Raw genomic sequence first — 21,552 nt, 5'->3', positions numbered from 1 at the left:
TGCCGCTTGACTCATCCTGTTTGCCTGCCGTAACGCGCTTGTGCGCGTGGCGGGTGCGATGGGAGAAGAACGATCAAAATTTCGCTGGATCTGGCGATATTCGCCGTTATCTGCGGCATCCTGCCGCTGCTGATTTTACCGCAGTTGCCAGAACTATGGCTGCTGTGGCCGATGCTGTTTGTCGGCTGCTTGCTGTTGCGCGCGCGTTGGCCATTCTGCCGCTATTTGGCCTGCCTGGGATTGGGATTCATATGGGCGGTTTTCAACGCCGGCAGCCTGATCGGGCAAATGGAGCGCTTAACTCGCATGCCGGACGTGACGGCGGTGGTGCTGGTGAGCAGCGTCGCGCTGGAGCCCGCCGCCAGTAAACAGACGCTGATGCGCATCGAGCGGGTCGACGGTCATTGGTTGGCGCCTGCGCTGGCGTTTACCACGACGTGGGCTCCAGAACGGCAGCGGCTGTGCGCCGGGCAGCGTTGGCAATTGAAACTGCGCCTGCGGCCGGTACATGGCAAGCTCAATGAAGGCGGATTTGACAGCCAACGTTGGGCGATCGCCCAGCGCCAGCCGTTGACGGGGCGGGTCAGGCAGGCTCGTTTGCTGGATGGCGATTGCGGGCTGCGCCAGCGCATCATCAGCCATGCGGAAACCAACATCGGTGCATTGCGTTACAAGGCGGTATTGCTGGCGCTGGCGTTTGGGGAACGAACCGCGCTGGAGCAGGCTTTGCGCACGCTGATGCTGAAAACCGGCATCGCTCACCTGATGGCCATTTCAGGGTTGCATGTGGCGATGGTCGCCATTTTGTTCTGGGCCGCGTTGCGAGCGCTGCAGTTTTTTCTGCCCGCCCATTTGATTGGCTATCGCTTTCCATTGGTCGCAGGCTGGGTGGCGACGCTGATCTATGTTTGGTTGGTGGGCGCCCAACCGCCGGCGGTGCGTACCGCGTTGGCGATGACGCTGTGGATGCTGCTGCGCTTGCGCGGCGTTCATTGTTCTTCCTGGCAAGTGTGGCTGTGGTGTATCGGGCTGATTTTGCTGTGCGATCCGTTGGCGGTTTTGTCAGACAGTTTTTGGCTGTCGGTGCTGGCGGTGGGGTGTTTGATTTTTTGGTTTGAATGGGCGCCGCTCAGCGAGCGATTTCGCTCGGCCTGGTATTGGGCGCCGGTACGCTGGCTGCATATTCAGCTGGGCATGACGTTGTTGCTGGTGCCGATGCAGGTCACGCTGTTTTTAGGTCTGACGCTGACCTCGCTGCCCGCCAATCTTTGGGCTGTGCCCATCGTCTCATTGGTGACGGTGCCGTTGATTTTGCTGGCGGTGATCGGCGGCGCCTTCCCCTCGCTAAGTTACGGGCTTTGGTGGTCGGCAGATTTCACGTTGAGCGGGGTGTTTGTGCCGCTGCATTACCTGCAACGCGGTTGGGTGGATTTGGGGGCCGCCTCGCTGCTGGCCAGCATAGCGGGATGGCTTATCGTTATCTGCTGGCGCTTTCATTGGTGGTGGCGCTATGCGCCGGGGCTGGCGGCGGTGGCGATATGCTGCGTGTTGTGGCGTGGCAAAGCGCCGGACTATCGCTGGCGCGTCGATATGCTTGATGTCGGGCACGGGTTGGCGGTGGTTATCGAGCAAAACGGCAAGGGGATACTGTACGATACCGGCGATCGTTGGCCCGCGAGCAGCGCCGCCGAACGGCATATCTTACCGATGTTGAACTGGCGGAATATTGAACTGGAGCAGATCATTATCAGCCATATTCACCTCGATCATATCGGCGGGCTGCCGGTGATGCGGCGGGCATTTCCTCAGGCGACGGTGCGCAGCCCGATACGCGGGGAAGGACACTTGCCCTGCGTCGCCGGTGAGCGTTGGCGCTGGCAATCGCTGCAATTCGAGGTGCTGTGGCCACCGAAAACGCGCAAAAGGCCGGTCAATGACGACTCCTGCGTGATCCGCATCGACGATGGGCAATTCAGTCTGCTGCTCACTGGCGATGCGGAAAAGCAGGCGGAGGCGCAGCTGTTACGGTTGCGGCGCGATCGCTTGGCGGCAACGGTGTTGCAGGTGGGGCATCACGGCAGCAAGACATCCTCGACGCCGCCGTTTCTGCGCGCGATCAATCCCGAAGCGGCGCTGGCCTCCGCATCGCGTTACAACAAATGGCGATTGCCGGCGCGGAAAGTGGTCGCCAGATACCGGGCAAATGGCATCCAATGGCGCGATACGACGCGCTCCGGTCAGTTATCGGTACTTTTTTTCGACAACGATTGGCAAATTAAAGGCTTTCGCGAACAATTAATGCCCCGTTGGTACCATCAGCGGTTTGGCGTAGAGGGTGATAATGAGTAAAATAGGCCGCTATTTCTTCCGATGCTGGTATTTGCATGATGAATGATAAAGATCTCTCGACCTGGCAGACGTTCCGTCGACTCTGGCCGATGATCACTCCTTTTAAGACCGGGCTGATTGTGGCCGCCATTGCGTTGATTATGAACGCAGCGGGGGACACGCTGATGCTGTCTCTGCTTAAACCGCTATTGGACGATGGGTTTGGAAAAACCGACAGCAGCGTGCTGGTATGGATGCCGTTGGCGGTGATTGCGCTGATGTTGATGCGCGGCGTGACCAGTTTTGTTTCAAGCTACTGCATTTCCTGGGTTTCCGGTATGGTGGTGATGCAAATGCGCCGCCGCCTGTTTGGCCACATGATGAGAATGCCGGTGGCCTTCTTCGATCAGCAGTCCACCGGGACTTTGCTGTCGCGCATTACCTATGATTCCGAGCAGGTAGCTTCCTCCTCTTCCAGCGCGCTGGTGACTGTGGTGCGTGAAGGAGCCTCGATCATTGGCCTGTTCATCATGATGTTCTACTACAGCTGGCAGCTGTCGGTGATCCTGATCGTGCTGGCGCCGATCGTCTCCATCGCCATTCGCCTGGTGTCCAAGCGTTTTCGCAACATCAGCAAGAACATGCAGAACACCATGGGGCAGGTCACCACCAGCGCCGAGCAGATGCTGAAAGGCCATAAAGAAGTGCTGATCTTCGGCGGCCAGCAGGTGGAAACCGAGCGCTTTAACTCGGTGAGCAACCGCATGCGCCAACAGGGCATGAAACTGGTCTCCGCGTCTTCCATTTCCGATCCGATCATTCAGCTGATCGCTTCGCTGGCCCTGGCGTTCGTGCTGTTTGCCGCCAGCTTCCCAAGCGTGATGGAAACCCTGACCGCCGGCACCATTACCGTGGTGTTCTCGTCGATGATCGCGCTGATGCGTCCGCTGAAGTCGCTGACCAACGTCAATGCCCAGTTCCAGCGAGGGATGGCGGCCTGTCAGACGCTGTTCTCCATTTTGGATATGGAACAGGAAAAAGACACCGGCACCCGCGAAGTGAAGCGTGCGAAAGGCGATATCGAATTCCGCAACGTCACCTTCTACTACCCGGCCAAAGAAACGCCGGCGCTGCGTGATATCAACCTGAAAATCGCCGAAGGCAAGACCGTCGCGTTGGTGGGCCGTTCCGGTTCGGGTAAATCCACCATCGCCAACCTGCTGACGCGCTTCTACGATATTCAGGAAGGCGAAATCCTGATGGATGGCCACGATCTGCGTGAATATACCCTGGCCTCGCTGCGCAATCAGGTGGCCCTGGTTTCGCAAAACGTGCACCTGTTCAACGACACCATCGCCAACAACATCGCCTATGCGCGTGAGAGCGAATACAGCCGCGAGCAGATTGAGAAAGCGGCGGAAATGGCGTACGCGATGGACTTCATCAACAAGATGGAAAACGGTCTGGATACGGTGATCGGTGAAAACGGCGTGATGCTGTCCGGCGGCCAACGTCAGCGCATTGCCATCGCGCGTGCTTTGCTGCGCGATTGCCCGATCCTGATCCTGGATGAGGCGACGTCTGCGCTGGATACCGAATCCGAGCGTGCCATTCAGGCCGCGCTGGACGAGTTGCAGAAAGACCGCACTTCACTGGTGATCGCGCACCGTCTGTCGACCATTGAGAAGGCGGACGAGATCCTGGTGGTGGAGGACGGCCGCATCGTCGAACGGGGTGAACACGCCGAGTTGCTTGAGCGGCAGGGCGCCTATGCGCAGCTGCACCGCATGCAGTTTGGTCAATAATGATTGAGCGCATCTGGTCCGGCGGTTCGTTGCTTTATCTGGTGCTATTGCCGCTCTCGTGGCTCTATGGCTTGTTCAGTTGGCTGATCCGTCTCAGTTACCGCTGCGGCCTGCGTAAAAGTTGGCGTTCGCCGGTGCCGGTAGTGGTGGTGGGTAACCTCACCGCCGGCGGCAACGGCAAAACGCCGATGGTGATTTGGCTGGTGGAACACCTGCAACAACGGGGCTATCGCGTTGGCGTGGTGTCACGCGGTTACGGCGGCAAGTCGGCGGTTTATCCGCTGGTGCTCGGTCAGAATACGTCGACCCGCGAGGCGGGCGATGAGCCGGTGCTGATTTATCAACGTACCGGTGCGCCTGTGGCGATCGCACCCAAGCGAGCCGAGGCGGTGCAGGCCCTGCTGCAACAACAGCCGCTGGATGTGATCATCACCGACGACGGCTTGCAGCACTACGCTTTACAGCGTGACTTCGAGCTGGTGGTCATCGACGGTGTGCGTCGTTTCGGTAACGGCTGGTGGTTGCCGGCCGGGCCGATGCGCGAGCGCGCTGCGCGGCTTGGCAGCGTCGATGCGCGCGTCGCCAATGGCGGCGTGGCGCAGGCCGGGGAAATTGCCATGCGCCTGCAGGCGCGTGATGCGGTGAACCTGCTGAGCGGTGAACGTCGCCCGGCGGCCGAGCTGCCGCGCGTGGTGGCGATGGCGGGTATCGGCCATCCGCCGCGTTTCTTCGCGACGTTGGAAAAGTTGAACGTCGAAGTCGTGCAGGAAGTGGCGTTTGCCGATCATCAGGAATATCAGCAGGAACAGCTGGCGGCGTTGGTTAATGCAGATCAAACGCTGTTGATGACGGAGAAGGACGCGGTGAAGTGTCGCGCCTTTGCCCAGCCCAATTGGTGGTATCTACCGGTTGATGCGGTGCTACCGTCCGCTCAGGCTGAGCAACTGCTGCAGGATATCGAGTCCCTGCTGACTAAGTAATCTCAGGATGCCAGCGTGGCAAGCCCCAGGGCTTGCGCGCAGGCTTCCAGCGAACGCTGCTGGGTTTGCTGATATAGCGCCAGCTCGTCGATCACCTCACTGCCCAACGCTTGTTCAAACGCTGCCCGGCTGGAAGCGGCATTGTACTGCGCGTGGCGGCTGTCACCCAGATTTGACTGGAAAATCCCCGCTGCGCTGACCGGCAGAAAATCTTCATACACCAGAGGCTGGAAGCGAACGTGTTCTTTCTCGATCAGTTGTTCCAGGGTGCTGTGCTTGTCCAGCGACTCTTTGGCCGCCAGGCCGCATTCGGTCGGGAAATAGCGGAACCAGGCCAGCTGTTGCTCACGCAGCGTGGCGTAATCATCCGGAAACGCCCGGAAGTTTTCCTCCAGCAGTTGATAGTAGCGCTCGGCATTCTTCTCGCTCGGCGGCGCCTGTAACGCATCGTTGGTCGCCTGCAGCAAACGGTCGTAAAGTTCGCGTCCTTTAGGCGTTAGCGCCACGCCGCGTTGTTCGATCTCGCCGAAGCGCGCGGTATGGTGACCGGCGATGGCGTGGCCGTCGTGCTCAACGAAATCGACGCTTTCTTCCAACGCTTTGAAGCTGGTTTGGCGCAGCAGGATCGCGCGGCGGCGGCGCGGCGGGCCCTCGATGACCGCTTTGGGCGTAATACCGCGGCCGGGCATCGCTTGCTGAACGCGATCGATATCCAGCGTACGTGGTGTCAGATGGTTGATATGCGGCCCTTTAAACGCCACCACGTCGGCGATCAGGCGATGCTGATCGTGCAGCTGCCGGTATTCTTCGGCGCTGACCGTCGCCTGGTTATGCCAGCGGAAAGTTTCCAGCGCTTGTTCGACAAATTCTTGCGCCTGCACTTCATTCAGCCCGCCTTGCGCTTCCTGCAGCGCCATCAGCTCCAGCGCGCGATCGGTAAAGATACGGCGGCGCGCCAGCAAGCGCTCGGCCAGCGCACGCAGCGCGGGATCTTCTATCAGTTCCAGGCGCAGCAGGGAGGTGAACACGCGGAAAGGACTGATCTGCAGCGCGTCTTCGTGTATGGCGCGAAAAGCGGTGGAGTGCACCGGAACGCCCGCCACCGACAGGTCATAGTAACCGACCGGCGCCATGCCCATCACCCGGAACAGGCGGCGCAGGGTGGCGAGTTCGTCCGCCGTGCCGACCCGGATCGCGCCGTGGCGCTCCATGGCCAGGCGTTCGATCTCGCCGGTGATTTGCAGTTGATGAGCCAGTGCGGCATCTTCGCGTAGAACCTGCCGGTTGGTTTCCGCCACCAGCTCCAGCAGATCGCCGTACAGCGGTACCTCTTTTTGATACATGTCCGACATCGCGTGAGAGAATCTGGCGCGGATTTCATTAGGTGAAACGAACTGCTGGGCGGTCATGCGCATAGCTCCTTGATTCAGCATAATCTGAAAAATCGTGTTTTTAGCGGCAAAAGTGCTGGTGAAAAAGCCGTCTGCCTTGTTTTCCCCTCAAGTTTAGCCATCTGATTTGGGATTTGTTATAGCGGCGTCAAGCATATTAGAGTTTTATGCGTTAGCTCTCATTTGCAGCGCTCAGACGGGAAAATGATGCCCCGGTGAGGAGAGGAACGCGCTGGAGCGGCTGCGGTGAGCGTTAAATTAAGTCATGTATATTCATGGGGATAAAAATAAATTCGGCGCAATGATGAATTTATTGCAATAAACCTCTTGTGCATTCACCATTTTTATGAGTAAATGCAAGTCGGCCTGTAATCCAGACCTATTTATGTTCGAGTTTAGAGTTAAGCAGTTCCTCCAAAAACGTTATCATCCGATTCCGCTTCAAAGACGAACCTTCTAAGTACCTCCCATAAGTAATGTTTCTGAAATGGCCGCAATTGCCTCTTATGGCAGGTTTTGTAAATATATTTAAAGGTAAAAGTAATGTCTAAGAAGACGGGTCAAGTTAAGTGGTTCAACGAAAGCAAAGGTTTTGGTTTCATTGAGCAGCACGACGGCGGCAAAGATGTATTCGTACACTTCTCCGCAATCATGACCGACGGTTTCAAGACCCTGGCTGAAGGCCAGCGCGTTGAGTACACCATCCAGGACAGCCCGCGCGGGCCGGCTGCCGCCAACGTAGTTGCTCTGTAAGAAGACAGGGAACGCGTATAAAGAGATCTTAATACAACCATGGTGACGCTTCAGCGCTGAGTCATGCGGAAGATATTAAGTTCAACAAGCCCGCCTTAGTGCGGGTTTTTTATTTTTTTGCTCACGAGAGGTTTGTTACGAAAAACTTTAGGATGGGCTGGTAGCGTCCAGACAATATAAAAAATGACGTTGTCAAGGATGCTCAAGTAAAAGGATATAAGTTATGTTTAAAAATACTGTGTTAAAAATGGGTCGTGTGAAATGGTTTAATCAGGCCGAAGGCTATGGTTTTATTTCACCGGTAGATGGCAGCGACGAAATCTATGTCAACCGCAACGCTATCGCCAACACCAAAAATAAGTCGTTGAACGAAGGTCAGAACGTTGAGTTCTCGATCTATCGCAGCTCGCATGGGCTGTCCGCGGCAGACGTTATCGCGTTCTGATCGCATCCTCCTTCCTCGCCAGTGCCGGTGTCGCCACCCGCAAGCACTGGCGAAGATAAATCCCGCGATATCCACTATTATCAGGCCATTGCCTACTCGCCACGGATATCAGGATGACCACCCCGACCATTTCCCTTACCGCCGCTCGCGCGCTGCACCTTGCCGCCCAGGGGCTGCTTTCTCCGCTTAAACGCCAGGCTCGGCCCGATGATGTCGTGAGCGCGATCCAGCGCATGGGGCTGTTACAAATCGATACCATTAGCGTCGTCGCCCGCAGCCCGTATCTGGTGCTGTTCAGCCGTTTGGGGGCCTATCAGCCGGAGTGGCTGGAGCAGGCGCTCGCCGGCCGCAAGTTGTTCGAGTATTGGGCGCACGAGGCCTGTTTCCTGCCGATCGAAGATTTTGGTCTGCTGCGGCATCGCATGCTGGCGCCGCATGATATGGGCTGGAAATACTCCGCCGACTGGGTGCAGCAGCACCAGGCGGCGATGGACAACCTGCTGCGGCACATCGAACAACAGGGGCCGGTGCGTTCCGCCGATTTCAGCGCCGAGAAGAAAGGCAACAGCGGGTGGTGGGACTGGAAACCGGAGAAACGGCACCTGGAGATCCTGTTTACCGCCGGCAAGCTGATGGTGGCCGAGCGTCGCAACTTCCACCGGGTTTACGATCTGACCGAAAGGCTGCTGCCGGCCTGGGACGATGCGCGTCATGCGCTGCCTGCGGAGCGGGCGCGCCGGCAGATGTTGCATCGCACCTGCCGCTATCTGGGCATTTTCCGCGCCGAGTGGTTGGCGGATTATTATCGGCTGAAACGCGTGGCGCCAAAAGCCTTGCTGGCAGAGCTGCAGGCGCAGGGGGAAATTTCGCCGGTGCAGGTAGAGGGGCTGGAAGGGCAGTTCTATGTGCATGAATCACTGGCGGAACTGCTGCCGCTGGCGGAGCAGGGCAAACTGAAATCGACGGTCACCAGCCTGCTGTCGCCTTTTGATCCGGTGGTGTGGGATCGCCGCCGGGCGCTCGAACTGTTCAACTTTGACTATCGGCTGGAGTGTTACACGCCGAAAGAAAAACGTCGCTATGGTTACTTCACGTTGCCGGTGCTGCATCGGGGCGAGCTGGTGGGGCGGATTGACGCCAAGGCGCACCGTCGCCAGGGCATCTTCGAGATCATCAGTTTCCATGCTGAGGTGCAAGTACGCTTCGGTAAACAGCGAACGCAGGATATCCGGCAGGCCATCGCGCGCACGGCCAAATGGCACGGTGCGCAACGCGTCGCGCTGGGCGACATTCCGGCCGCGTTGGCCGCGGAATGGGGTGCCGGCTGGGAAGTGGGATAACGAGCGACGCCGTCGGTGGGGTAAAACGAAGTGAAGCGTCGCTCGTTACAAAGGGGCTCAGTGGCTGAAGTTTGCGAACAGAGCGATGATTTTATGCAGACGTTTGATCATGTATCACGGCCTTCTTTTGTGATTTGTATCACAAAATTCTACGCCGGGATGCGCCGCAGTTCAAGCTGTCGCGCCGACGCAGTGAGGAAATATCGGCGCCTTGGCGCCGCCGATGATTAACCTGAGGCCGGGCGTTATGCTATCCTCACTGCCTTTCCCAGATGACCTATCCCCTAGCGGAGGATGCATGGACCACCGTTTACTCGAAATCGTTGCCTGCCCGGTATGCAACGGCAAACTCTATTTCAATAAAGAAAACCAGGAACTGGTGTGCAAAGCGGACGGGTTGGCTTACCCGCTGCGCGACGGCATTCCGGTGCTGTTGGAAAATGAAGCGCGTGCGCTGTCGCTGGATGAGAAGCACGCATGAGTTTTATCGCTATTATTCCCGCCCGCTACGCCTCAACCCGTTTGCCGGGCAAACCGCTGGCCGATATTCACGGCAAGCCGATGGTGGTGCATGTGATGGAGCGCGCCCGTGAGTCCGGCGCCAGCCGCGTCATCGTGGCGACCGATCATCCTGAAGTCGCCAAAGCGGTGGAAGCCGCCGGCGGCGAAGTATGCATGACCAGCCCGGATCACCATTCCGGCACCGAGCGTTTGGCGGAAGTGATCGCGCACTACGGCTTTGCCGACGACCAGATCATCGTTAACGTGCAGGGCGATGAGCCGCTGATCCCACCCGTTATCGTGCGGCAGGTGGCGGAAAACCTGGCGGGCAGCCAGGCCGGCATGGCGACGTTGGCGGTGCCGATCGAGAGCGCCGAAGAGGCTTTCAACCCCAACGCGGTGAAGGTGGTGATGGACGCGCAGGGCTACGCGCTCTATTTCTCACGCGCCACCATTCCGTGGGATCGCGAGCGTTTCGCCGCGTCGAAAGAGAGCATCGGCGACAGCCTGCTGCGTCATATCGGCATCTACGCATACCGCGCGGGCTTCGTGCGCCGCTACGTCAGCTGGGCGCCGAGCCAACTGGAGCAGATCGAGCTGTTGGAACAGCTGCGCGTGCTGTGGTACGGTGAAAAGATCCACGTGGCGGTCGCGAAAGCGATCCCGAGCGTGGGGGTCGATACGCCGGAAGACCTCCAGCGCGTGCGCGACAGCATTCAACCCTGAGCCTGATTTCGTCGGCGCGCCGCGCAACGCGCCGATGATGCAATACCCCCATTATTGATCCCCGTTTTGTTGATCTGCGTTGAAGAATTTTTCCGCTCGCCGTTCGATGATGTTACGCATCTCCCCAAATTAGCCTGAGGTGAATGCCTTATGGAGCAGTTACGCGCCGAACTGAGCACTGTGCTGGGTGAGTCCATCAGCCGGCTGGAGCGGGTGAGCGAACAGCCTTATGCGCATATGTATTCGCTGTACGATCGGCAGGGCAACGCGATCCCGCTGATGGCGAAAAGCTTTATCTGTCGGGGCATCGCCCAGCAGGAGGCGTACAAGCTGTCGATGCTGGCGCGCGACGGGGATATTCGCCTGCCTACGGTGTATGGCGTGGTGTGTACCCTCCAGGCGCCGTATACGGAAATCCTGCTGATCGAGCGCCTGCGCGGCGTGTCGGCTGAGGCGCCGACGCGCTCGCCGGATCGCTGGAATATGCTGATGGAGCAGATCGTTGACGGGATATTGGCCTGGCACCGCATCGACAGCCACGGCAGCGTCGGCAGCGTTGACAGCACGCAGGAGAATGATTGGTTCTGCTGGTATCAACAGCGGGTCGAAGTGCTGTGGGCGACGGTGGTCAATCTCACCACCCCGCAGTTGACCATGGCGGATCGGCGTTTGCTGTACCGCACGCGCGAAGCGCTGACCCATTTCTTCGTCGGCTTCGATGATCCCTGTGTTCTGGTGCATGGTAACTTATCGCTGCGCAACATGCTGAAAGATCCCAAAAGCGATCAACTGCTGGCGATGCTCAATCCCGGCGTAGTGCTGTGGGCGCCGCGTGAATACGATCTTTTCCGCCTCTGCGAGGCGGGCATGCCCAGCCAGCTGCTGTTCAGCTATCTGCAGCGGGCGCCGGTCGCCGACGCTTTCCTGGCGCGGCGCTGGCTATATGTGGTGTGGGAAGCGGTAGGGCGTTTGATCCATACCGGCAAGCTGGAGCGGCGGCCGTTCGACTATGCATCGCAACAGCTGCTGCCCTGGCTGGCCGGTTGAACGAGCTTTACTCTGCGCCGGCGCTATCTGCGCCCTTCAGCCATTGCCACAGACTACCCAGCGTTTCATACCAGGCGCGCTCGGTATGGCCGAGGAACATTGACGACGGTGTGGCGCGATCCCAGATATTCAGCGGCGAGTCGATCGCCAACTGGTTGGCCGGCGCCGGGATCGGGTGCAGCCCCTTAGCCTTGAAGAAACGCATGGCGCGCGGCAGATGGTTGGCGGAGGTCACCAGAATGAACGGTTGCTCGCCGACCAACTTGGCGACCTGAGCGGCCTCTTGCTCGGTATCGCGCGGTTCCCCCAAGATCACCATATCACTGCGCGGCACGCCCAGGCTTTCGGCCACCAGCGCCGCAGTGGCGGCGTTGCTTTGCATGGGGCCGGCGGACGCGCCGGTGAACACCATCCTGGCGCCGGGATGTGCAAGGTAGAGCCGCACGCCTTCCGTCACGCGCGGCAAACTGTTGCCGAGCAGGTTTGAACTGGGCGCCCAATCGGGATTGTAGGTATAACCCCCGCCCAACACGACGATGTAGCTGACCGGATCGTTACCGCGATAAGTCTGGTATTCGGCTTCGATCGGCCGCAGCAGTCGGTCGGCCACCGGTTGCAGGCTGAAAAGCAGTAAAAACAACCAGCTCAGCGTGAAAATCGTCTTACCGCTTTTTTGCCAGCGGGTGAACCACAGCAGCAGCAGCGCCAGCCCCATCAGCAGCATCAACAGCGGCAGTGGCATCAGCAGGGCGCCAAAGAACTTTTTCAGGTTGAACAGCATCGAAAATCAGATCCTTTTGGGTGAAAAAGCGGCATCCAGGTATAAACAGGCCGCAAGAAGATACATTCTAAGTCAGTCTGTGCCAAAATAGCAGGTTTGAATGGGCGTGCGCTTTGCCGCCGACAAGAATGAGATCAGCGGAGCCGTTGTCCATGCAGGATCGCAATTTTGACGATATTGCTGAAAAATTTGCGCGTAATATTTACGGCACCACGAAAGGAAAAATCCGCCAGGCGGTGGTTTGGCAGGATCTGACCGGGCTGCTGGCGCAGTTGCCGCAGCGGCCGCTGCGCATTCTCGACGCCGGGGGCGGTGAAGGCCATATGGCCTGCCAACTGGCAGAATTAGGACATCAGGTGTTGTTGTGCGATCTTTCTGGTGAGATGATCCAGCGCGCCGCGCTGCTGGCGGAGCAGAAAGGTGTGAGCCAGAACATGCAATTCGTACAAAGTTCTGCGCAGGATATCGCTCAACATTTGGAACAGCCGGTTGATCTGATATTGTTTCATGCAGTGCTTGAATGGATCGCCGAGCCCGAAGCGGCGCTGCAGGCGTTGTATGACTGCCTGACGCCGGGCGGCGCGCTGTCGCTGATGTTCTTCAACGCCAACGGCCTCTTGATGCGCAACGTGGTGTTGGGTAATTTCCAACTGGTGGATCCCGAGGTCAGACGGCGCCGCAAGCGTTCGCTGTCGCCGCAATATCCGCACGATCCGCTATTGGTCTACGGTTGGTTGGAACAACTGGGCATGCGCATCGGCGGCAAAACCGGCGTGCGGGTGTTCCACGACTATCTGCAGAGCAGACAGCTGCAAACACAAAAATTTGAAGAGTTACTGGCGCTTGAACAGCACTATTGCCGGCAGGAGCCGTACGTGAGTTTGGGGCGCTATATTCACGTCATGGCGCATAAACCAAACCTGAAGGACGAACTATGAGTGAATTTTCCCAGACAGTACCCGAACTGGTCGCCTGGGCACGGAAAAATGATTTCTCTATTTCGCTCCCTACGGAGCGTCTCGCATTTCTGCTCGCCATTGCTACCCTGAACGGCGAACGGCTGGACGGCGAGATGAGCGAAGGTGAGCTGGTTGATGCATTTCGCCATGTCAGCAAGGGTTTTGAACAGACGCATGAAACGGTGGCGATGCGCGCCAACAATGCGATTAACGACATGGTGCGCCAGCGCCTGTTGAACCGTTTTACCAGCGAGCTGGCGGACGGCAACGCGATTTACCGCCTGACGCCGCTGGGTATCGGCATTACCGATTACTATATTCGCCAACGCGAATTCTCCACGCTGCGTTTGTCGATGCAGCTGTCTATCGTGGCGCAGGAACTCAAACGCGCCGCCGATGCCGCCGACGAGGGCGGCGACGATTTCCATTGGCACCGCAACGTGTTCGCGCCGTTGAAATATTCGGTGGCGGAAATCTTCGACAGCATCGACATGACCCAACGCGTGATGGATGAGCAGCAGCAGAGCGTGAAGAACGACATCGCGGCGCTGCTGAGCAAAGATTGGCGGGCGGCGATCTCCAGCTGCGAGATGCTGCTGTCGGAAACCTCGGGCACCCTGCGCGAGCTGCAGGATACGCTGGATGCGGCGGGCGATAAGCTGCAGGCCAACCTGCTGCGCATCCAGGACGCAACCCTCGGCAACGTGGAGCTGGGTTTCGTCGATAAGCTGGTGTTCGATCTGCAAAGCAAGCTGGATCGCATCATCAGCTGGGGGCAGCAGGCGATCGATCTGTGGATCGGCTACGATCGCCACGTGCATAAATTTATCCGTACCGCTATCGATATGGACAAAAACCGCGTGTTCGCCCAGCGCCTGCGCCAGTCGGTGCAAACCTACTTCGACCACCCATGGGCGCTGACCCATGCCAATGCCGATCGTCTGCTGGACATGCGCGACGAAGAACTGGCGCTGCGCAGCGATGAAGTGACCGGGGAACTGCCACCGGATCTGGAGTTTGAAGAGTTCAGCGAGATTCGCGAACAGCTGGCGGCGATGATCGAAGAGGCGCTGAAGGTGTACCAGGAACAGCAGATGCCGCTCAACCTTGCGGCGGTGATGCGCGATTATCTGGCGCAATATCCGCGTGCGCGTCATTTCGACGTGGCACGTTTAGTGGTCGACCAGGCAGTGCGCCTCGGTGTGGCTGAAGCAGATTTCTCAGGGTTGCCGGCTGAATGGCAGGCAATCAATGATTACGGAGCCAAGGTCCAGGCCCATGTCATCGACAAATATTGAACAAGTAATGCCAGTCAAGCTGGCCAAGGCGCTGTCCAACTCGCTGTTTCCGGCATTGGATAGCCAACTGCGCGCGGGTCGTCACATCGGTATCGATGAGCTGGACAACCACGCCTTTTTAATGGATTTCCAGGATGAGCTGGAAGAATTTTACAACCGTTACAGCGTCGAGCTGATTCGGGCGCCGGAAGGTTTCTTCTATTTGCGCCCTCGCTCCACCACGCTGATCCCGCGTTCGGTGCTGTCCGAGCTGGATATGATGGTGGGTAAGATCTTGTGCTACCTGTATCTCAGCCCCGAGCGCCTGGCGCACGAGGGCATTTTCAGCCATCAGGAGCTGTACGACGAGCTGCTGAGCCTGGCCGATGAGAACAAGCTGCTGAAGTTCGTCAACCAGCGATCTACCGGTTCGGATCTCGATCGGCAGAAGCTGCACGAGAAGGTGCGCACCTCGCTGAACCGTCTGCGCCGCCTCGGCATGGTCTATTTCATGGGCAATGACAGCAGCAAGTTCCGCATTACCGAGGCGGTGTTCCGCTTCGGCGCCGACGTGCGCAGCGGCGACGATCCGCGTGAAGCGCAACTGCGCATGATTCGCGACGGCGAGGCGATGCCGGTTGAAACCAGCCTGTCGCTGAACGATGAGAATGACGCTGAGGATCAGCAGGTTGATAACGCTCCTGACGGTGCAGAGGATGAACAGGAATGATTGAACGCGGTAAATTTCGCTCGTTGACGCTGGTTAACTGGAACGGCTTCTTCGCCCGCACCTTTGATCTGGATGAGCTGGTGACCACGCTGTCCGGCGGTAACGGGGCGGGGAAATCCACCACCATGGCGGCCTTCGTCACCGCACTGATCCCCGACCTGACGCTGCTGCACTTCCGTAACACCACCGAAGCGGGCGCCACCAGCGGCTCGCGCGACAAAGGCCTGCACGGCAAGCTGCGCGCCGGCGTGTGTTACTCCACCCTTGACGTCGTCAATTCACGCCACCAGCGCGTGGTGGTTGGCGTGCGTCTGCAGCAGGTGGCGGGGCGCGACCGCAAGGTCGATATCAAACCGTTCACCATTCAGGGGCTGCCGACCGCGGTACAGCCGACTGAATTGCTGACCCAGACCGTGGGTGAGCGCCAGGCGCGCGTGCTGTCGCTGCAAGAGTTGAAAGAGCGCGTGGAAGAGATGGAGGGCGTGCAGTTCAAGCAGTTCAACTCCATCACCGATTACCACTCGCTGATGTTCGATCTGGGCGTGATCCCGAAACGCCTGCGTTCGTCCGCCGATCGCAGCAAGTTCTACCGTCTGATTGAAGCGTCGCTGTACGGCGGCATCTCCAGCGCCATCACCCGCTCGCTGCGCGATTACCTGCTGCCGGAGAACAGCGGCGTACGCAAGGCGTTCCAGGACATGGAAGCGGCGCTGCGCGAGAACCGCATGACGCTGGAAGCGATCCGCGTCACCCAGTCAGATCGCGACCTGTTCAAGCATCTGATCTCCGAGGCCACCTCCTATGTGGCGGCGGACTATATGCGTCATGCCAATGAACGCCGCATCCATCTGGACGGTGCGCTGGCGCTGCGCAGCGATCTGTTGGGCAGCCGCAAGCAGCTGGCCGCCGAACAGTATCGCCATGTGGAAATGGCGCGCGAGCTGAGCGAACAGAGCGGCGCCGAATCCGATCTGGAAACCGATTACCAGGCCGCCAGCGACCACCTGAATCTGGTGCAGACGGCCATGCGTCAGCAGGAGAAGATCGAACGCTATGAAGCCGATCTGGAAGAGCTGACCTACCGTCTGGAAGAGCAGAACGAAGTGGTGGCCGAGGCGAGCGAGCAGCAGGCCGAAAACGAAGCGCGCGCCGAAGCGGCCGAGCTGGAAGTGGATGAGCTGAAGAGCCAGCTGGCCGACTACCAGCAGGCGCTCGATGTGCAGCAGACCCGCGCCATTCAGTACCAGCAGGCGCTGCAGGCGTTGGAGCGCGCACGCGCGCTGTGCCAACTGCCGGACCTGACCGCCGATAATGCCGAACAGTGGCTGGATACCTTCCAGGCCCGCGAGCAGGAGGCGACCGAAGCGCTGCTGATGCTGGAACAGAAGCTGAGCGTGGCCGACGCCGCGCACGGCCAGTTCGAGCAGGCCTATCAGCTGGTGGGTAAAATCGCCGGCCAGGTCAGCCGCAGCGAAGCCTGGCAGTGCGCGCGCGAATTGCTGCGCGACTGGCCTTCGCAGCAACACCTCGCCGAGCGCGTTCAGCCGCTGCGTCTGCGCCTGAGCGAACTGGAACAGCGCCTGCGCTCGCAGCAGGACGCCGAGCGCCTGCTGCAAGAATTTTGCAAACGCCATGGTCAGGAGTACCAGCCGGACGATCTCGACATGCTGCAGCAGGAGCTGGAAGAGCGCCTGGAAGCGCTGTCGCAGAACGTCAGCGAAGCCGGCGAACGCCGCATGGAGATGCGCCAGGAGCTGGAGCAGATCCAGCAGCGCATCCGTGAGCTGACGGCGCGCGCCCCGGTGTGGCTGGCGGCGCAGGACGCCCTGAGCCAGCTCAGCGATCAGAGCGGAGAGCCGCTGGAAAACAGCCAGCAGGTGACCGAATACATGCAGCAGCTGCTGGAGCGCGAGCGTGAAACCACCGTCGAGCGCGACGAAGTGGCGGCCCGCAAGCGCGAAGTGGAAGCGCAGATCGAACGTCTCAGCCAACCGGGCGGCGCGGAAGATCAACGCCTGGTCACTTTGGCCGAACGTTTCGGCGGCGTGCTGCTGTCGGAAATTTACGATGACGTCACCATCGACGACGCACCTTACTTCTCGGCGCTGTACGGCCCTTCGCGCCACGCCATCGTGGTGCCGGATCTGTCGCTGGTGCGCGAGATGCTGGAAGGGCTGGAAGATTGCCCGGAAGACCTTTACCTGATCGAAGGGGATCCGCAGTCGTTTGATGACAGCGTGTTCGCCGTCGAAGAACAGGACAAAGCGGTGGTGGTGAAAATCGCCGATCGCCAGTGGCGTTATTCCCGCTACCCGGAAGTGCCGCTGTTCGGCCGCGCGGCGCGCGAAAACCGCCTGGAAGTGCTGCATGCCGAGCGTGAAACGCTGGCGGAGCGCTATGCCACGCTGTCGTTCGACGTGCAGAAAACTCAGCGCTCGCACCAGGCCTTCAGCCGCTTTATCGGCACCCATCTGGCGGTGGCGTTCGACGCCGATCCGGAAGCGGAGATCCGCGGCCTGAACGCCCGTCGTGGCGAGATCGAGCGTGCGCTGAACAATCACGAAGCGCAGAATCAGCAGCAGCGCCAGCAGTACGATCAGGCCAAAGAGGGCATTTCCGCGCTCAACCGCCTGATGCCGCTGGTGTCGTTGCTGAACGATGAAACGTTGCAGGATCGCGTCGACGAGATCCGCGAAGAGCTGGAAGAAGCGCAGGACGCCGCGCGCCACATTCAACAGCACGGGGTGTCACTGACCAAACTGGAGCCGCTGCTGTCGGTGCTGCAGAGCGATCCGCAGCAGCATGAACAGCTGCAGCAGGACTACGCGCAGGCGCAAAGCGTGCAGCGTCAGGCCAAACAGCAGGCGTTCGCGTTGACAGAAGTGGTGCAGCGTCGCGCACACTTCAGCTATACCGACTCCGCCGGCATGCAGAATGCCAACAACGATCTCAACGACAAGCTGCGCCAGCGTCTGGAACAGGCGGAAGCCGAACGCGCCCGCGCCCGTGAGCAGCTGCGTCAATATCAAACCCAGTTCACCCAATACAGCCAGGTGCTGGCCTCGCTGAAAAGCTCGTATGACGCCAAGCGCGACATGCTGAAAGAGCTGAGCCAGGAGCTGGTGGATATCGGCGTGCAGGCCGACGCCAACGCCGAAGCGCGCGCGCGTCAGCGCCGCGACGAGCTGCATGCGGCGCTGAGCAACAACCGCGCTCGCCGCAATCAGCTGGAGAAACAGCTGACCTTCTGCGAAGCCGAAATGGATGGCCTGCAGAAGAAACTGCGCAAGCTGGAACGCGACTACCATCAGCTGCGCGAGCAGGTGGTGACCGCCAAGGCGGGCTGGTGCGCGGTGATGCGTCTGGTGAAAGACAACGGCGTGGAACGCCGCCTGCATCGCCGCGAGCTGGCGTATATGGATGGGGACGAGCTGCGCTCGATGTCGGATAAGGCGCTCGGCGCGCTGCGTCTGGCGGTGGCGGACAACGAACACCTGCGCGACGTGCTGCGTCTGTCGGAAGATCCGAAGCGGCCGGAGCGTAAGATTCAGTTCTATATCGCGGTGTACCAACACCTGCGCGAGCGTATCCGCCAGGACATCATCCGCACCGACGATCCGGTCGAGGCCATCGAGCAGATGGAGATTGAGCTGGGCCGTCTGACCGAAGAACTGACCGCGCGCGAGCAGAAGCTGGCGATCAGTTCGAAAAGCGTGGCCAACATCATTCGCAAAACCATTCAGCGTGAGCAGAACCGCATTCGCATGCTGAACCAGGGGTTGCAGGCCGTGGCTTTCGGCCAGGTGAAGAGCGTCCGTCTGAACGTCAATGTGCGCGAAGCGCACGCCACTCTGCTGGACGTGCTCTCCGAGCAGCAGGAACAGCATCAGGATCTGTTCAACAGCAACCGCCTGACCTTCTCCGAAGCGTTGGCCAAGCTGTATCAGCGCCTGAATCCGCAGATCGATATGGGGCAGCGCACGCCGCAGACCATCGGTGAGGAGTTGCTGGACTACCGCAACTACCTGGAGATGGAAGTGGAAGTGTACCGTGGCTCTGACGGCTGGCTGCGTGCGGAAAGCGGCGCCTTGTCTACCGGTGAAGCCATCGGTACCGGGATGTCAATTCTGGTGATGGTGGTGCAGAGCTGGGAAGAAGAATCCCGTCGTCTGCGCGGTAAAGACATCTCGCCATGTCGCTTGCTGTTCCTCGATGAAGCGGCGCGTCTGGATGCCAAATCGATCGCCACGCTGTTCGAGTTGTGTGACCGTCTGGAGATGCAGCTGATCATCGCGGCGCCGGAAAACATCAGTCCGGAGAAGGGCACCACCTATAAACTGGTGCGTAAAGTGTTCCAGAACCACGAGCATGTGCACGTGGTGGGGCTGCGCGGTTTCGCTGGCGAGCCGCCGGCGCTGGGCACTGCGCCGGTTGAGACGCCGTAACGCAGAAAAACGCCCTAAAAATCCGAAAATAGCCGCCGCAGGGTGGCTATTTTTTTGTGCGCGTGGATGATAGTCCTGCTTTTTTATCCGTTGAAAAGCGGTTAGTTTAATCAGATAAACAGTAATTCGACGTCCTCAGGGCGAAACGGCCTTTCTGTTTGTATACTGAAACTATATGCAATTTTTGACGTTTTTTTTGTGAGCATACAGGGGGCAAGGGATGTTGCTTAAAAAGGGAAACTCTCTACGACGTTTGGCGCTGAGTGGCGCTATCGCCTGTAGTCTTGTGTCGTCGTTTTCCGCCTTGGCCACCGTAACGGCGTTACCGGTGGCATCAGCAGGCATGTCCGTTGCGCAGAGTCGTTCTGAACTGCTGGCCGCGTTGCCGCGCGGTATGGATCTGCACTACCTTTCCACGCTGGCGCCGCTGTATGCGGCGAATCATATGCAGCCGATGTGGCAGGATCGCGAGGCCGTTCAGCAATTTCAACAGCAGCTGGCCGAACTGGCGATGTCCGGCGTACAGCCGCAGTTCACCCAGTGGGTGAAGATGTTGACCGATCCGGCGCTCAGTGAAGCGGGCCGCGATGCGGTGTTGTCCGATGCGATGCTGGGCTATTTGCAGTTTGTATCCGCCATCGGCGCCAACGGCAACAACTGGCTGTACAGCAATATTCCTTACAAGCTTGGTTTGCCACCCACGGCGGTGATCAATCAATGGCAGCTGGCGGTGCGCCAGGCGCGAACCCTGAGCTACGTGAATTCGCTTGCGCCGCAGCATCCGCAATACGCCAAGATGCATCAGGCGCTGCGTGACATGCTGGCGGACAACCGCCCCTGGCCGCAGGTGGGCAGTGGCCCGAGCCTGCGCCCAGGCCAAATGAGCAACGATATCCCGGCGCTGCGTGAGATCCTGACGCGCACCGGCATGCTGGCCGCCTCGGCGCCGGAAGCGGAGCCGGAACCGGCGGTGGTTTCGGCGAAGAGCAATGAACCCGACGACGGCGGGCTGACGGTAGACGAAGAGAAAAGCCGCGTGACGGTCAGCCCATCGGCGGCGCCGGTGACGGAGTTGACCGCGGAACAGACGCCGCCGCAGATCGGCAGCGTGGTGAGCGACAACCTCTATACCAACGAGCTGGTGGAGGGCGTCAAGCGTTTCCAGAAATGGCAGGGGTTGACGGCGGACGGCGTGATCGGCGTGCGCACCCGCGAGTGGCTCAACGTGTCACCGAAAACCCGCGCCGCGCTGTTGGCGCTGAATATCCAGCGCTTGCGCATCTTGCCGGGGCATGTCGGCACCGGCATTATGGTGAACATTCCCAACTACTCGCTGACCTACTATCAGAACGGCAACGAAGTGTTGTCCTCCCGCGTTATCGTCGGGCGGCCGAGCCGCAAGACGCCGTTGATGAGCAGCGCGTTAAACAACGTGGTGGTCAACCCGCCTTGGAACGTGCCGACTACGCTGGTGCGTGAGGATATCGTGCCGAAGGCGATGCGCGACGGTAACTATTTCCAGAAACACGGCTATACCGTGCTGTCAGGCTGGAGCAACGATGCGGAAGTGATCAACCCGGCGATGATCGACTGGAGCATGGTTTCTGCGCGCAACTTCCCGTATCGCGTCCGTCAGGCGCCGGGGGCCACCAACTCGCTGGGGCGTTTCAAGTTCAATATGCCGAGCTCGGATGCCATCTACCTGCACGATACCCCGAACCACAGCCTGTTCCAGAAAGACATCCGCGCGCTCAGCTCCGGCTGCGTGCGGGTGAACAAGGCTTCCGATTTGGCGAATATGCTGCTGCAGGATGCCGGCTGGAACAATAGCCGCGTTTCCTCCACGCTGAAAGAAGGCAATACCACTTATGTGAATATTCGCCAGCGTATTCCCGTAAAACTGTATTATCTAACCGCCTGGGTTTCGGATGATGGCCAACCGCAATTCCGTACAGATATTTACAATTATGATAATACGGTGAGATCGGGCGCACAAATTTTGGCTCAGGCCAAAAAATTAATGCAGTAAATGCAGTAATTATAA

General features: G+C 59.2%; 16 protein-coding genes. 14 read left to right on the top strand and 2 right to left on the bottom strand.

Annotated features, from left to right (window positions below; all coding sequences use genetic code 11):
• Positions 1-72 precede the first annotated feature (72 nt).
• The 3 genes from ACJ8OK_RS13525 to lpxK are packed head-to-tail and all read left to right on the top strand — an operon-like array spanning position 73 to position 5,113.
• On the top strand, positions 73-2,349 hold the full coding sequence (locus ACJ8OK_RS13525) for a ComEC family protein (protein ID WP_394852904.1): 2,277 nt from the start codon (positions 73-75) through the stop codon (positions 2,347-2,349).
• Between the two features lie 35 nt (positions 2,350-2,384).
• The gene (msbA, locus tag ACJ8OK_RS13520) at positions 2,385-4,133 is read left to right on the top strand and encodes a lipid A ABC transporter ATP-binding protein/permease MsbA (protein ID WP_021504329.1); all 1,749 of its coding nucleotides are present in this window, start codon (positions 2,385-2,387) and stop codon (positions 4,131-4,133) included.
• Positions 4,133-5,113 carry a tetraacyldisaccharide 4'-kinase gene (lpxK, locus tag ACJ8OK_RS13515; protein ID WP_033633444.1) on the top strand — a complete coding sequence of 327 codons (981 nt, stop codon included), beginning with the start codon at positions 4,133-4,135 and terminating at the stop codon, positions 5,111-5,113. The genes msbA and lpxK overlap by 1 nt, the downstream gene beginning before the upstream one ends.
• A gap of 2 nt (positions 5,114-5,115) precedes the next feature.
• Here the strand turns inward: lpxK and hglS are convergent, their stop codons facing one another.
• Positions 5,116-6,522 carry a 2-oxoadipate dioxygenase/decarboxylase HglS gene (hglS, locus tag ACJ8OK_RS13510; protein ID WP_033633443.1) on the bottom strand — a complete coding sequence of 469 codons (1,407 nt, stop codon included), beginning with the start codon at positions 6,520-6,522 and terminating at the stop codon, positions 5,116-5,118.
• Between the two features lie 525 nt (positions 6,523-7,047).
• On the opposite strand from hglS, the gene cspE reads away from it, so the two are divergent.
• The 6 genes from cspE to ACJ8OK_RS13480 all read left to right on the top strand — a co-directional run bounded on the left by cspE (position 7,048) and on the right by ACJ8OK_RS13480 (position 11,316).
• Complete coding sequence (cspE, locus tag ACJ8OK_RS13505) at positions 7,048-7,257, top strand: transcription antiterminator/RNA stability regulator CspE (RefSeq protein ID WP_004928244.1); 210 nt, start codon at positions 7,048-7,050, stop codon at positions 7,255-7,257.
• A gap of 223 nt (positions 7,258-7,480) precedes the next feature.
• Complete coding sequence (locus ACJ8OK_RS13500; protein ID WP_004928241.1) at positions 7,481-7,702, top strand: cold-shock protein; 222 nt, start codon at positions 7,481-7,483, stop codon at positions 7,700-7,702.
• 113 nt (positions 7,703-7,815) lie between these two features.
• Complete coding sequence (locus tag ACJ8OK_RS13495; protein ID WP_442530636.1) at positions 7,816-9,042, top strand: winged helix-turn-helix domain-containing protein; 1,227 nt, start codon at positions 7,816-7,818, stop codon at positions 9,040-9,042.
• A gap of 298 nt (positions 9,043-9,340) precedes the next feature.
• Positions 9,341-9,523 (top strand): Trm112 family protein, encoded by a 183-nt coding sequence (locus ACJ8OK_RS13490; protein WP_004928237.1) that lies wholly within the window; start codon positions 9,341-9,343, stop codon positions 9,521-9,523.
• Positions 9,520-10,269, top strand: a complete 750-nt coding sequence (gene kdsB, locus ACJ8OK_RS13485) for a 3-deoxy-manno-octulosonate cytidylyltransferase (protein ID WP_004928235.1) — start codon at positions 9,520-9,522, stop codon at positions 10,267-10,269. The genes ACJ8OK_RS13490 and kdsB overlap by 4 nt, the downstream gene beginning before the upstream one ends.
• Before the next feature lie 150 nt (positions 10,270-10,419).
• A complete protein-coding gene (locus ACJ8OK_RS13480) occupies positions 10,420-11,316 on the top strand; it encodes a YcbJ family phosphotransferase (protein ID WP_260952848.1) in 897 nt (298 codons plus the stop codon).
• Positions 11,317-11,323: 7 nt separating this feature from the next.
• Here ACJ8OK_RS13480 and elyC read toward each other — a convergent pair whose 3' ends face one another.
• Positions 11,324-12,097: an envelope biogenesis factor ElyC gene (gene elyC / locus ACJ8OK_RS13475; RefSeq protein ID WP_015377333.1), complete on the bottom strand. Its 774-nt coding sequence runs from the start codon at positions 12,095-12,097 to the stop codon at positions 11,324-11,326.
• Positions 12,098-12,249: 152 nt separating this feature from the next.
• Here elyC and cmoM point away from each other — a divergent pair, with 152 nt between their 5' ends.
• From cmoM to ldtD, 5 genes are all read left to right on the top strand, one after another.
• A complete protein-coding gene (cmoM, locus tag ACJ8OK_RS13470) occupies positions 12,250-13,035 on the top strand; it encodes a tRNA uridine 5-oxyacetic acid(34) methyltransferase CmoM (protein WP_004928230.1) in 786 nt (261 codons plus the stop codon).
• Positions 13,032-14,354: a chromosome partition protein MukF gene (mukF, locus tag ACJ8OK_RS13465; RefSeq protein WP_015377335.1), complete on the top strand. Its 1,323-nt coding sequence runs from the start codon at positions 13,032-13,034 to the stop codon at positions 14,352-14,354. Before cmoM ends, mukF begins: the two co-directional genes overlap by 4 nt.
• A complete protein-coding gene (gene mukE, locus ACJ8OK_RS13460; RefSeq protein ID WP_004928226.1) occupies positions 14,335-15,063 on the top strand; it encodes a chromosome partition protein MukE in 729 nt (242 codons plus the stop codon). The genes mukF and mukE overlap by 20 nt, the downstream gene beginning before the upstream one ends.
• A complete protein-coding gene (gene mukB, locus ACJ8OK_RS13455; protein WP_004928222.1) occupies positions 15,060-19,508 on the top strand; it encodes a chromosome partition protein MukB in 4,449 nt (1,482 codons plus the stop codon). Before mukE ends, mukB begins: the two co-directional genes overlap by 4 nt.
• A 220-nt stretch (positions 19,509-19,728) precedes the next feature.
• Positions 19,729-21,537: a L,D-transpeptidase gene (gene ldtD, locus ACJ8OK_RS13450; protein ID WP_072062299.1), complete on the top strand. Its 1,809-nt coding sequence runs from the start codon at positions 19,729-19,731 to the stop codon at positions 21,535-21,537.
• Positions 21,538-21,552: the final 15 nt, after the last annotated feature.

Source organism: Serratia sp. CY71090 (genome assembly GCF_052166845.1).
In the GTDB taxonomy this organism is placed as follows: domain Bacteria; phylum Pseudomonadota; class Gammaproteobacteria; order Enterobacterales; family Enterobacteriaceae; genus Serratia; species Serratia nematodiphila.
This window is presented reverse-complemented; position numbering and strand designations above follow the sequence as displayed.

What these genes read in the sequence shown, in the direction of transcription:
- ACJ8OK_RS13495 (WP_442530636.1), top strand. Translation starts at nt 7,816, where the DNA reads ATGACCACCCCGACCATTTCCCTTACCGCCGCTCGCGCGCTGCACCTT.
- msbA (WP_021504329.1), top strand. Translation starts at nt 2,385, where the DNA reads ATGATGAATGATAAAGATCTCTCGACCTGGCAGACGTTCCGTCGACTC.
- mukE (WP_004928226.1), top strand. Translation starts at nt 14,335, where the DNA reads ATGTCATCGACAAATATTGAACAAGTAATGCCAGTCAAGCTGGCCAAG.
- cspE (WP_004928244.1), top strand. Translation starts at nt 7,048, where the DNA reads ATGTCTAAGAAGACGGGTCAAGTTAAGTGGTTCAACGAAAGCAAAGGT.
- ldtD (WP_072062299.1), top strand. Translation starts at nt 19,729, where the DNA reads ATGTTGCTTAAAAAGGGAAACTCTCTACGACGTTTGGCGCTGAGTGGC.
- elyC (WP_015377333.1), bottom strand. Translation starts at nt 12,097, where the DNA reads ATGCTGTTCAACCTGAAAAAGTTCTTTGGCGCCCTGCTGATGCCACTG.
- ACJ8OK_RS13480 (WP_260952848.1), top strand. Translation starts at nt 10,420, where the DNA reads ATGGAGCAGTTACGCGCCGAACTGAGCACTGTGCTGGGTGAGTCCATC.
- mukF (WP_015377335.1), top strand. Translation starts at nt 13,032, where the DNA reads ATGAGTGAATTTTCCCAGACAGTACCCGAACTGGTCGCCTGGGCACGG.
- kdsB (WP_004928235.1), top strand. Translation starts at nt 9,520, where the DNA reads ATGAGTTTTATCGCTATTATTCCCGCCCGCTACGCCTCAACCCGTTTG.
- ACJ8OK_RS13500 (WP_004928241.1), top strand. Translation starts at nt 7,481, where the DNA reads ATGTTTAAAAATACTGTGTTAAAAATGGGTCGTGTGAAATGGTTTAAT.
- hglS (WP_033633443.1), bottom strand. Translation starts at nt 6,522, where the DNA reads ATGACCGCCCAGCAGTTCGTTTCACCTAATGAAATCCGCGCCAGATTC.
- lpxK (WP_033633444.1), top strand. Translation starts at nt 4,133, where the DNA reads ATGATTGAGCGCATCTGGTCCGGCGGTTCGTTGCTTTATCTGGTGCTA.
- ACJ8OK_RS13490 (WP_004928237.1), top strand. Translation starts at nt 9,341, where the DNA reads ATGGACCACCGTTTACTCGAAATCGTTGCCTGCCCGGTATGCAACGGC.
- cmoM (WP_004928230.1), top strand. Translation starts at nt 12,250, where the DNA reads ATGCAGGATCGCAATTTTGACGATATTGCTGAAAAATTTGCGCGTAAT.
- mukB (WP_004928222.1), top strand. Translation starts at nt 15,060, where the DNA reads ATGATTGAACGCGGTAAATTTCGCTCGTTGACGCTGGTTAACTGGAAC.